Here is a 10,880-nt window from a genome sequence, read left to right as displayed (position 1 = left end):
ACAACAGCAGCCTCGACTCCCTGGAGTCGCAGTTCTCGCTCACCGCGCTCGACCGCTGCGACAGCTGCGGCGCTCAGGCGTACATCCGCGTGCAGCTCGACAGCGGAGAGCTGCTCTTCTGCGCCCACCACGGCAAGAAGTACCAGGAGAAGCTCTCCGGCATCGCTCAGAGCTGGCACGACGAGTCCAGCCGGCTGCTCCAGGAGTCGAAGGCCTGAGCCTTCCCCACAGCCTCACGGAGGCCCGGGTCGCGTTCGCGCGCCCGGGCCTCCGTCGTCTCCGCTCGGGCGAGGAACCGACGCAGCGCTCCCTCTGCCACCCCCGCTGGTCGAGGAGCGAGCGGAGCGAGCCTCGAGACCACCCCGGACCCCGCGCGGGGGTTCAGGAGGCCGCGAGGAGCGCGGCGCGGATGCGGGCGGCGGCCGCGTCCGCCTGCGCGGCGACGGGACCGGTCGGGACGACGGGCATGCCGAACGCCGCGGTCAGGATCGCGTCCGCGAGCGCCGGGTTCTTCGCGAGCACCGGGCCGTGCATTCTCGTGCCCACGATCGAGCCGTGCCGGACGCCGTCCGCTCCACCGTCGCCCACACCGCGGGTCACGGCACCGAGCGGCTCGACGCCGGCGTCGAGCCGGAGGCGCCTCGCGTGGTTCTCGTAGCCGACGAGCACCCCCTCCCGCGCGCTGACGACGAGGTCGCCGGTCGCCCTCGCGGGCAGCGGCTCGGCCTCCGCGGGCACGAGCCCGAGCCCCTCGAGCCGGCCCTCCGGCAGCCGGATGCCGCGCGTGAGCGCCTCCATGCCGGTGCCGACCGCGAGCACGGGCACGCCGTCCTCGATCCAGCCCTCGAGATCGTCCCGCACCGTCTGCAGCGCGGCGAGCAGCCGCGGCAGCATCGGGTCGGTCGTCGACCCCAGCACCACCGCGCGCGGCGTGACCGCGGGCTCCTCCCCCTCGTGCAGCAGGTCGACCGCCGCCTCGCCGCCCGCCCACGCGGCGCGACGGGACAGCACGAGTGCGTTCTGCGCGTCCCCGTTCACGTCGGTGAGCTCGGGGAACAGCGCGAGGACGCCGGCCCCTGCTGACGCTCCCGACGGGCTCATCCGGTCAGCCCCAGGTGGCTGCGCGTGCGGCGCATCGAGTCGGCGGTGAACACGATCGTCTTGATCCCCCGTTCGGGCGCGGGCAGGGCGAGGAAGTCGTCGAGCGCCCGCCCCAGGTCGGGCTCGATCCGGTCCACCTCGACGCCCTGGTAGAGCAGCTGCAGCGCGAGCTCGTCGGCCTTGGACCCGGAGACGATGCGGGCCCGGCCGATCCTGGCCGTGTCGGCCGGCCAGAGATAGGAGGGGTCCCGGACGTCCGAGCCCATCGCGACCATCACCTGGTCGAGCCCCTCGTCGAGCTCGTCGACGTTCAGCTGGAGGCTCGCGGTGTTCTGCACGAGCACGAACTCGACCTGCTGCCCGCGGACGGTCACGATCTCCCCGCGACCGAACACCGGCGGCATCGCGTCGAGCGCGGCCACCGCCGCGGCCGGGTCGAACGCCGCGCCGAGCAGCCGTTCGGCGGCGGCGAGCGCACCGGCGGCGTCCACCGCGTAGTGGACGCCCTTGGCGGGCAGCCGCACCTCGAGCTCCCGGCCGCCGACGGTGATCCGGGCGGCCCGACCCGCGACCGCCGTCACGCGCGTGCCGTCGACGAGGCGCTCCGGCGTCGTCGACGCGTAGCCGAGGCCGCGCGGGGAGCCGGCGAGCACGGCGTCGCTGACGCCGAAGCGGACGACCTCCGCGGTGGGCCGCAGTTCGGCCAGCAGCCCGTCGTCGCCGTTCACGACGACCGCGTCGGTGGCACGGGCCGCGATCCGGCCGAGCATCGCCCGCACCTTCTCGGCGTCGTGGAACCGGTCGATCTGATCGGTCATCACGTTCGTGAGCAGCACGAGCCGGGCGCGGAACCGCCCGGACAGCAGCGCGCCGTGCCCCTCGTCCATCTCGAGCACCGCGAGGTCCGCGTCGATCCTGCCGCTGAGCGATGCGCGCTCGAGCAGGGCGGAGGTCAGCCCCTGACTGATGTTCGCGGTGGACGGGTTGGTGAAGATCCGCTTGCCGTGCCGCTCGAGGACGGCGACCAGCATCTTGGTGGTCGTCGACTTGCCGCTCGAGCCGGACACGACGACGAGCCCCTCCGGGAAGGAGGAGAGCACGTCCCCGAGGAATCCGGGAGCCACCCGGTTGACCACCAGGCCGGGCACCGCAGAGCCGCCGCCGCGGCTCCGCAGCCGGGCGGCAAGCCGAACGCCCCGGCCGAGGATCACGGCCGGGGCGTATCGGATGGAACTCACTCGAGGTAGTCGCGGAGCGACTGGGAGCGGGACGGGTGACGGAGCTTCGCCATCGTCTTCGACTCGATCTGGCGGATCCGCTCCCGGGTCACGCCGAACGTGTCGCCGATCTGGTCGAGCGTCTTCGGCATCCCGTCGCCGAGCCCGAAGCGCATCCGGATCACGCCCGCCTCGCGCTCCGACAGGGAGTCGAGCAGGCTCTCCAGCTGCTTCTGCAGCATCGTGAACCCGACCGCGTCGGCCGGCACGACGGCCTCGGTGTCCTCGATCAGGTCACCGAACTCGCTGTCCCCGTCCTCGCCGAGCGGGGTGTGGAGGGAGATCGGCTCGCGCCCGTACTTCTGGACCTCGATGACCTTCTCCGGGGTCATGTCGAGCTCGCGCGACAGCTCCTCGGGCGTGGGCTCGCGACCCAGGTCCTGCAGCATCTGCCGCTGCACGCGGGCGAGCTTGTTGATCACCTCGACCATGTGCACCGGGATGCGGATCGTGCGCGCCTGGTCCGCCATCGCGCGGGTGATCGCCTGCCGGATCCACCAGGTGGCGTAGGTGGAGAACTTGAAGCCCTTGGTGTAGTCGAACTTCTCGACCGCGCGGATCAGGCCCAGGTTGCCCTCCTGGATCAGGTCCAGGAACTGCATGCCGCGGCCGGTGTAGCGCTTCGCGAGCGAGACCACGAGGCGGAGGTTCGCTCCGAGCAGGTGGCTCTTCGCGCGCTGCCCGTCGCGGGCGACCCACTTCAGCTCGCGGATCAGCTCCTTGTCGAGCTTGTCGCCCTCGGTCGAGAGCTTCTCCTCCGCGAACAGGCCGGCCTCGATGCGCATCGCGAGCTCGACCTCCTCCGCGGCGTTCAGCAGCGCGACCTTGCCGATCTGCTTCAGGTAGTCCTTGACCGGGTCGGCTGTGGCGCCCGTGATCGCGGTCGAGTAGACGGGGACCTCGTCCTCGTCGGACATCGACAGGATCATCGCGCCGGTCGGCAGCGGCTCGTCCTTCAGCGTGATCGGCTTCTCGTCGCCCGCCGCGTCGTCCGAGGCGTCCTCGTCGGACGCGTCCTCGGTCTCCGCGACGTCCTCGCCGGGCTCGGCGTCGTCGCTCTCGTCGTCGGCCGCGGGCGCCTCGATCTCCTCGTCGTCCGAGGGCTCGTCCTCGTCGGCGCTCTTCGGCTTCGGCGCCGCCTTGGTCGCCTTCTTGGCGGCAGGCTTCCTGGCGGGCTTCTTCGCGGCGGGCGCGGGTGCGGCCTGCTCGATCTCCTCGTCCGCGACGGTTGCGGTCGGTGTGCTCATGGTGGCCCCCTCAGGACGATGCGTCGGAACGACGCCGGGCGGTGTGGATCGGGTTCTGGCCGCCCTCCCCGGGGGCGACGACGGGCGACAACGGTCGCGGGCTCTCGGGCATTCCCGTCCGACGTGTCGGTCGCGCCCCGGCGTTCCTACAATTGTACACGCCTTACGGCGTGTCGCGATCGCGCTCGGCCGTGCGGCGCACCGCGCGGTGCCGGAACGCCCGCCACAGCGGTCCGACGTCGACGCCGGTGTCGCGCAGCAGGTCCCGCCGAGCGAGCCTCCTGGTCAGCCAGAAGCCGACGACGCCTCCGCCGACGATCACGTACTGCACCGAGAACGCGGCCTTGAACGCACCGAGCGAGTACAGGGGGGCGCCGCTCGCGCCATGCTGGAGGTCGAGCAGGAACCCGATCAGGAACATCATCGTGAAGCTCGCGGTGAAGCCGCCGACGTTGACGAATCCGCTCGCGCCGCCCAGCCCCTCCGGCGGGTTGTAGGTGCGTGCGTAGTCGAAGCCGATCTGCGACGCGGGGCCACCGGCCCCCATCGCGACGACGAGGAGCACGAGCAGCGCGACCGGCGGCGGACCGGGCCAGAGCAGCACCAGCGTCCACGCGACGCCGAGCCCGAGCACGATGGTGAGCACGAGGTTCGAGCGCCGGAACGGGAAGCGTGCGGTCAGACCGCCGAGCAGCGGTCCGACGACGAACCCGGTCAGGACCTGGAGCGTGAGGAGCGCGGAGGCCGCGGGTCTCGAGAGCCCGACGGCCGAGACGAGGAAGGGATACCCCCACAGCAGCGCGAACACGACGCCGCTGGACTGCGTCGTGAAGTGGGCCCAGAAGCCGAGCCTGGTGCCCCGCCGGGCGAGCGCGGACCGGAGGGCGCGGAGGGCGCCCCGCAGATCACCTGACGCGCCCCGGACCCCACCGGGCGCGTCGACGAGCAGCACGAGCGCGACGACGAAGGCGATGCCCGAGAGTCCCGCCGCACCGAGGAAGGCGGTGGTCCACCCCTGCAGCCCGAGGAGCGCCGCGAACGGCACCGCCGAGAGCACCTGCCCGAGTTGCCCGAGGTTGCCGAGCCACTGGCTGAGCACCGGCACGCGCGCGGGCGGGAACCACGCGTTCACGAGGCGGAGCGCCGCGACGAACGTGGTCGCGTCCCCCGCCCCGACCAGCATGCGGCCGAGCACGGCGACCGGCAGCACCTCCGAGGTGGCGACGGTCACCTGGCCGGCAGCCATCAGGAGCGCGCCGACCGCGATCACGGCGCGCGGGCCGAACCGGTCCACGAGCACGCCCACGGGGATCTGGAGCGCCGCGTACACGGCGAGCTGCACGACCCCGAGGGTGGACAGCGCCGCCGCGGAGGTGTCGAACCGGTGGGCGGCCGCGACGCCGGCGACGCCCAGCGTGCTCCGCTGCGTCACCGCGCTGAGGTAGGCGGCCGTGGCCGCGCCGAAGACGACCCACGCGCGGGTCCCGGCGCGCGCCGCGTTCACGCCTCGTCGTCGTGCGCGCGCCGGAGGGCGAGGAACTTCTCGAGCTCCGCCGCGAGCTCGTCGGCGCTCGGCACCTCCCCCTCCACGTCCGTGAGCGGGGAGCGGACGGGGTTGCCGGCCATGTACGCGTCGTGCCGCTCCTCGAGCGTGCGGACGAGCCCCGCGAGCTCCGTGTTCGCCCCCACCTGCTCGTCGACCCGCGCGAAGAAGTCGCGCGACCGGTCGCGCACCGGGTCGATGGCGAACAGCAGCCCCGTCGCCGCGGACACGACCTCCAGCCCCTTCGCCATGGCGGCGGGCAGCTCGGTGTCGGCGAGGTAGTGCGGCACCAGCAGCACGAACTCGGCCACCTCGTGACCGAGCTCGGCCAGCCGGAACTCGACGAGGTGCAGCACGTTGGACGGCGCGCGCGTGGTCGGCCGCCAGGCGCTCATCGAGTCGATCAGCGCCTGCCGCGTCCCGCCCACCGTCACCTGCATCGGGCGCGTGTGCGGCACGGGCATCGGGATCGCCTGCACCCACGTGGTGCTCGAGACGCCGAACCGCTCGATGAGGCCGAGCACGGCGGCCGCGAACCGGTTCCACTGGAAGTCCGGCTCGAACCCGGACAGCAGGAGGAACGGCCGCCCGATCTCGTCACGGCACAGGCTGAGGACGAGGGAGGCCTCCGTGAAGGACGCGAGGTGATCCTCGTCGAACTCGATGATCGGCCGGCGGGCGCGGTAGTCGAGCAGCTCGTCCGGGTCGAACACGGCGACCGGCACGGGCGAGGCCGCGTCGGCGAAGTACTCGGCGAGCTGCTGCACGGCGCCGCCCGCGTCCGCGAAGCCGGTCAGCCCCGCCACGAGCGGCAGGCCGTGCGGCACGTCCGACGCCGCGGGCGTGAGCTCGTACAGTCCCTCCGGCTCGCGCATCGGCCGATTCTACCGAGCGCGGGCTCCCCCGCCGGTCCCGCCCGATCCGGCCGGGTCCGTGCTCGTGGGCCGCCCTCCCTAGGCTTCCGGCATGGCCTCACCCGAACTCGTCGTCTCCGCCGCCGCACCCGCCGAAGTCACGGCCGACGCGCTCGTGCTCGCCGTCCGCGCCGCCGACGGCGGTGCCGTCGTGCTCGGCGACGCCCCGGAGGGGCTGGACCTCGCCGCGATCGGGTTCACCGGCGCCGCGGGCGACACCGCGCGCCTGCCCGCGGCCGGGATCAGCGCCTCCTCCCTGCTGCTCGTCGGCGTCGGCCGCGGACTGGACCCCGACGGCCTCCGTGCGGCCGCGGCCACCGCGGTGCGCCGCCTCGCCGGCACCGAGCACGTGGCGCTCGCGCTCCCCATCGACGGCGACGACGACCTCGCCGCGGTGCTCGAGGGCGCGGCGCTCGGCGCGTACGCCTACACCGACTACCGGGTGAAGACGCTCGCGGCGCAGCACGCGCCGGTCGCCAGGGTCACCGTGCTGGGCGACTCCGCCGACGACGACGCAGTGCACCGCGCCGCGGTCGTGGCCGACGCGGTCGCGCTCGTCAAGGACCTCGTCAACGCGCCGCCCATCGACCTGCCGCCCGCGGCCCTCGCCGACCGCGCCGTCGAGGCCGCGGAGGCCGCCGGAGCGACGTCGAAGGTCTGGGACGAGGCCGCGCTCGCGGAAGGCGGCTTCGGCGGCATCCTCGGCGTGGGGTCGGGGTCCGTGCGGCCGCCGCGGCTCGTCCGCGTCGCCTGGGAGCCGGAGGGGGCGACCGCGTCGGTCGCGCTCGTCGGCAAGGGCATCACGTTCGACTCGGGCGGCCTGTCGCTGAAGCCGCCCGCCTCGATGGTGCGCATGAAGACCGACATGACCGGCGCCGCGACCGTGCTCGCCGCGGTGACGGCGGCGGCCAGGCTCGCGCTGCCCGTCCGCGTCACCGGCTGGCTGTGCATCGCCGAGAACCTCCCCTCCGGCAGCGCGATCCGGCCGGACGACGTGCTCCGGATCCGCGGCGGCCGCACCGTGGAGGTCCTGAACACCGACGCCGAGGGCAGGCTCGTGATGGCCGACGGACTCGTGGTCGCGGGCGAGGAGCACCCCGACCTGATCCTGGACGTCGCGACGCTCACCGGCGCGATCATCACCGCGCTCGGCACCAGGTACACGGGAGCGATGGGCGACGGCGAGCTGGTGGCGAGGACGCAGCGGGCCGCGAAGCGCGCGGGTGAGCTGCTGTGGCACCTGCCGCTGCCGGAGGAGCTGCGCACGCTCCTGAACTCCGACATCGCCGACATCGCGAACGTGAAGATCGGGAACACCGCGGGCGGCGCGCTCGTGGCGGGCCAGTTCCTCCGCGAGTTCGTGCCCGAGCGCGAGGACGGCACGCCCGTGCCGTGGGTGCACCTCGACATCGCCGGGTCGTCGGAGAACAAGGGCGCGGCGTACGGCGCGACCGGCTCGGGCCCCACCGGCGTCATGGTGCGCACGCTGCTCGCCCTCCTCGAGGACGTCGCCGAGACGGGCGTCGCACCGAGCCCCTCCGCATCCGGCAGGGAGTAAGGTTCCAGGGGCGCTCCGGGGTGGGGCACCGCTCCCCACCGCGGACCGGCGGGGCGGTATTCCTCGGTCGCGTCCAGCGACGAGAACGGGAGTACCGACGACGTGCCAGACCAGTCCTTCGACCTCGTAGTCCTCGGCGGAGGGAGCGGTGGCTACGCCACCGCGATCCGCGCATCCGAGCTCGGCATGTCGGTCGCCCTGATCGAGAAGGACAAGGTCGGCGGCACGTGCCTCCACCGGGGCTGCATCCCGACCAAGGCCCTGCTGCACGCCGCAGAGGTGGCCGATCTGGCGAAGGAATCGGCCCACTACGGGATCCGCGCCACCTTCGAGGACGTCGACATCGCGGGCGTCACCTCGTACCGCACGGGCATCGTGGCGAAGAAGTACAAGGGGCTGCAGTCCCTGCTGAAGGCCCGCGGCATCACGACCATCGACGGCACCGGGACGCTGACCTCGGCCACCACGGTGCGGGTCGGCGACTCGACCATCACCGGCGGGAAGATCGTGCTCGCGACCGGCTCCTACTCCCGCTCGCTGCCCGGGCTGGAGCTCGGGGGCCGGGTCATCACCTCCGAGCAGGCGCTCGAGCTCGACTTCGTGCCGAAGAAGGTCGCCGTGCTCGGCGGCGGCGTGATCGGCGTCGAGTTCGCGAGCGTCTGGCGCTCCTTCGGCGCGGACGTCACCATCATCGAAGCGCTCCCCCACCTCGTGCCGAACGAGGAGGAGGTGCTCTCGAAGTCGCTGGAGCGCGCGTTCCGCAAGCGCGGCATCCAGTACTCGCTCGGGGTGCGGTTCCAGTCGGTCGTGCAGAACGAGTCCGGCGTGGTCGTCACCCTGGAGGACGGGAAGACGATCGACGCCGAGCTGCTGCTCGTCGCGGTCGGCCGTGGACCGGCCACCGCGGGCAACGGCTTCGAGGAGGCCGGCGTCACCCTGAACCGCGGCTTCGTGAACACGAACGAGCGCCTCGAGACCTCGTTGCCCGGCGTCTACGCGGTCGGCGACATCGTGTTCGGCCTGCAGCTCGCGCACCGCAGCTTCCAGCAGGGCATCTTCGTGGCCGAGGAGATCGCCGGCCTGAACCCCGCGATCGTGTCCGACACGAACGTGCCGCGGATCACCTACTGCGAGCCGGAGGTCGCCTCCGTCGGGCTCACGGAGGCGAAGGCGGTCGAGCAGTACGGCCGGGATGCGGTCATCGCCTACGACTACAGCCTCGCCGGCAACGCGAAGAGCGAGATCCTCGACACCTCCGGCTCGATCAAGGTCGTGCGCGTCAAGGACGGACCCGTGGTCGGGGTGCACGGCATCGGCACCCGCGTCGGCGAGCTCATCGGCGAGGCGCAGCTCGTCGTCAACTGGGAGGCGTACCCGGAGGATGTCGCGCCGTACATCCACGGCCACCCGACGCAGTACGAGGCGCTCGGCGAGGCCTTCCTCGCGCTCGCCGGCAAGCCCCTGCACGCTCTCTGACCTGACCGCACCACGTCTTGCGGCGGTGCCGCCGCCCGAAAGGAACCATCCGATGAGTGAGTCCGTCACCCTTCCGGCGCTCGGCGAGAGCGTCACCGAGGGCACGGTGACCCGCTGGCTGAAGCAGGTCGGCGACTCGGTCGAGGTCGACGAGCCCCTGCTCGAGGTGTCGACCGACAAGGTCGACACCGAGATCCCGTCGCCGATCGCGGGCGTGATCGAGGAGATCCTCGTCCAGGAGGACGAGACCGTCGAGGTCGGCGCCGCGCTGGTGCGGATCGGCGACGGCTCGGGTTCCGGTGCCGTGGCCAGCGAGCCCGCGCCTGAGCCGGAGGAGGCCGACCGGGCGCCCGTCGAGCCGGCGCCCGCGCCCGCTCCCGCGCAGGTCGCCGACGGCCGCCAGGAGGAGGACGCGCAGGCCGGCGCCTCCTACTCCGAGCCGGAGCCGGAGGAGGAGGTGGCGCAGCCCGCCGCCGAACCCGTGCCGTCCACCGACGCCCCGGTCGGCACCGACCGCTCGTCGGCTCCCGCCGCTCCCGCTGCGCCTCCCGCACCGGCCGCCGCGCCCGCTCCGGCGCCGGCGCCCGCCGCCGCGCCGGCCCCGAGCGCTGCGCCCGCGGAGTCGGGCGGCTCGCACGCCGCAGCCCCCTACGTGACGCCGATCGTGCGCAAGCTCGCCGGCGACCGCGGCGTCGACCTGTCGACGATCACGGGATCCGGCGTGGGCGGGCGCATCCGCAAGGAGGACGTGCTCGCGGCCGCTGAGGCCAAGACGTCCGCGCCGTCCGCAGCAGCTCCGGCGCCGGCCAAGCCGGTCGAGCCGTCGCCGTTGCGCGGGACCACCGTGAAGATGTCGCGCCTCCGCAAGGTCGTCGCGGAGCGCGCGGTCGTGTCGATGCAGTCGACGGCCCAGCTGACCACGGTCGTCGTGGCGGACGTCACGGCGGTGGCGAGGCTCCGCGCGGCGGTGAAGGACGAGTTCCTCGCCAAGACCGGGCAGAAGCTGTCGTTCCTGCCGTTCTTCGCGCTCGCGGCGGTCGAGGCCCTCCAGCAGTACCCGATCATCAACGCGACCGTGGACGGCGACTCGATCGTCTACCCGGACACGGAGAACGTCTCGATCGCGGTGGACACCGAGCGCGGCCTGCTGACGCCGGTCATCCGCAACGCCGGCGGCCGGTCGATCGCCGACCTGGCCGCGCAGATCGCGGATCTCGCCGGTCGCACCAGGGACAACAAGCTGAAGCCGGACGAGCTCGCAGGCGGCACCTTCACGCTCACGAACACCGGTTCGCGCGGCGCGCTCTTCGACACTCCGCTCGTCTTCCTCCCCCAGGTGGCCATCCTCGGCACCGGCGCGGTCGTGAAGGAGCCCGCGGTGGTCACGAGCGCCGACGGCAGCGAGGCGATCGCCATCCGGTCCAAGGTGTACCTGGCGCTCAGCTACGACCACCGGATCGTGGACGGGGCCGACGCCGCGAGGTTCCTCACCGCGGTGAAGCAGCGGCTCGAGGGCGGCGACTTCCGGGGTTCGCTCGGCATCTGACGCTCACCCGTCCTGTGGAGGCGCCCCGGCGGCGGGCGGGAGCCTCCCCAACGTGCCGGGCCGGGGGGCGGGGGGCCGGTGGCGGCTGTGTTGTGGTGGGGCTCCGGGCCCGGGGTGGGCGGCGTCGCCCTCCCCCCTCCTGGTGGGGTTGCCCCCCGCGCCCCCCCCCCCCGCGTCGCCCCCGGCCCGCCTCCCGCGCCCCCCCCCCCCCCCCCCCC

Annotated in this window: 9 protein-coding genes; 4 read left to right on the top strand and 5 right to left on the bottom strand. The window is 73.4% G+C overall.

Annotated elements, in window-relative coordinates:
* Positions 1-20 precede the first annotated feature (20 nt).
* Positions 21-218: a DUF7455 domain-containing protein gene (locus ACTHLI_RS13235; RefSeq protein ID WP_440184488.1), complete on the top strand. Its 198-nt coding sequence runs from the start codon at positions 21-23 to the stop codon at positions 216-218.
* Between the two features lie 163 nt (positions 219-381).
* On the opposite strand, the gene ACTHLI_RS13230 is transcribed toward ACTHLI_RS13235, so the two are convergent.
* From ACTHLI_RS13230 to ACTHLI_RS13210, 5 genes are all read right to left on the bottom strand, one after another.
* Complete coding sequence (locus ACTHLI_RS13230) at positions 382-1,101, bottom strand: hypothetical protein (RefSeq protein WP_440184485.1); 720 nt, start codon at positions 1,099-1,101, stop codon at positions 382-384.
* On the bottom strand, positions 1,098-2,249 hold the full coding sequence (locus tag ACTHLI_RS13225; protein WP_440184483.1) for a Mur ligase family protein: 1,152 nt from the start codon (positions 2,247-2,249) through the stop codon (positions 1,098-1,100). Before ACTHLI_RS13225 ends, ACTHLI_RS13230 begins: the two co-directional genes overlap by 4 nt.
* An 86-nt stretch (positions 2,250-2,335) precedes the next feature.
* Positions 2,336-3,625 carry an RNA polymerase sigma factor gene (locus ACTHLI_RS13220; protein ID WP_440184481.1) on the bottom strand — a complete coding sequence of 430 codons (1,290 nt, stop codon included), beginning with the start codon at positions 3,623-3,625 and terminating at the stop codon, positions 2,336-2,338.
* Between the two features lie 163 nt (positions 3,626-3,788).
* On the bottom strand, positions 3,789-5,129 hold the full coding sequence (locus ACTHLI_RS13215; RefSeq protein ID WP_440184479.1) for an MFS transporter: 1,341 nt from the start codon (positions 5,127-5,129) through the stop codon (positions 3,789-3,791).
* The gene (locus ACTHLI_RS13210) at positions 5,126-6,043 is read right to left on the bottom strand and encodes a proteasome assembly chaperone family protein (RefSeq protein ID WP_440184477.1); all 918 of its coding nucleotides are present in this window, start codon (positions 6,041-6,043) and stop codon (positions 5,126-5,128) included. Before ACTHLI_RS13210 ends, ACTHLI_RS13215 begins: the two co-directional genes overlap by 4 nt.
* A 91-nt stretch (positions 6,044-6,134) precedes the next feature.
* Here ACTHLI_RS13210 and ACTHLI_RS13205 point away from each other — a divergent pair, with 91 nt between their 5' ends.
* The 3 genes from ACTHLI_RS13205 to sucB all read left to right on the top strand — a co-directional run bounded on the left by ACTHLI_RS13205 (position 6,135) and on the right by sucB (position 10,662).
* Positions 6,135-7,640: a leucyl aminopeptidase gene (locus ACTHLI_RS13205; RefSeq protein ID WP_440184474.1), complete on the top strand. Its 1,506-nt coding sequence runs from the start codon at positions 6,135-6,137 to the stop codon at positions 7,638-7,640.
* 102 nt (positions 7,641-7,742) lie between these two features.
* Positions 7,743-9,116, top strand: a complete 1,374-nt coding sequence (lpdA, locus tag ACTHLI_RS13200) for a dihydrolipoyl dehydrogenase (RefSeq protein ID WP_440184472.1) — start codon at positions 7,743-7,745, stop codon at positions 9,114-9,116.
* Between the two features lie 52 nt (positions 9,117-9,168).
* The gene (gene sucB, locus ACTHLI_RS13195; RefSeq protein ID WP_440184469.1) at positions 9,169-10,662 is read left to right on the top strand and encodes a 2-oxoglutarate dehydrogenase, E2 component, dihydrolipoamide succinyltransferase; all 1,494 of its coding nucleotides are present in this window, start codon (positions 9,169-9,171) and stop codon (positions 10,660-10,662) included.
* Positions 10,663-10,880: the final 218 nt, after the last annotated feature.

It is taken from the genome of Amnibacterium sp. (genome assembly GCF_051956055.1).
In the GTDB taxonomy this organism is placed as follows: Bacteria; Actinomycetota; Actinomycetes; order Actinomycetales; family Microbacteriaceae; genus Amnibacterium.
Note: the sequence above shows the minus strand (reverse complement) of the source record. Positions and strands in the feature narration are given on the sequence as shown.

Bases quoted from the DNA above. Each gene is read 5' to 3' on its own strand.
- ACTHLI_RS13230 (WP_440184485.1), bottom strand. From the start codon at position 1,101: ATGAGCCCGTCGGGAGCGTCAGCAGGGGCCGGCGTCCTCGCGCTGTTC.
- ACTHLI_RS13205 (WP_440184474.1), top strand. From the start codon at position 6,135: ATGGCCTCACCCGAACTCGTCGTCTCCGCCGCCGCACCCGCCGAAGTC.
- ACTHLI_RS13210 (WP_440184477.1), bottom strand. From the start codon at position 6,043: ATGCGCGAGCCGGAGGGACTGTACGAGCTCACGCCCGCGGCGTCGGAC.
- sucB (WP_440184469.1), top strand. From the start codon at position 9,169: ATGAGTGAGTCCGTCACCCTTCCGGCGCTCGGCGAGAGCGTCACCGAG.
- ACTHLI_RS13220 (WP_440184481.1), bottom strand. From the start codon at position 3,625: ATGAGCACACCGACCGCAACCGTCGCGGACGAGGAGATCGAGCAGGCC.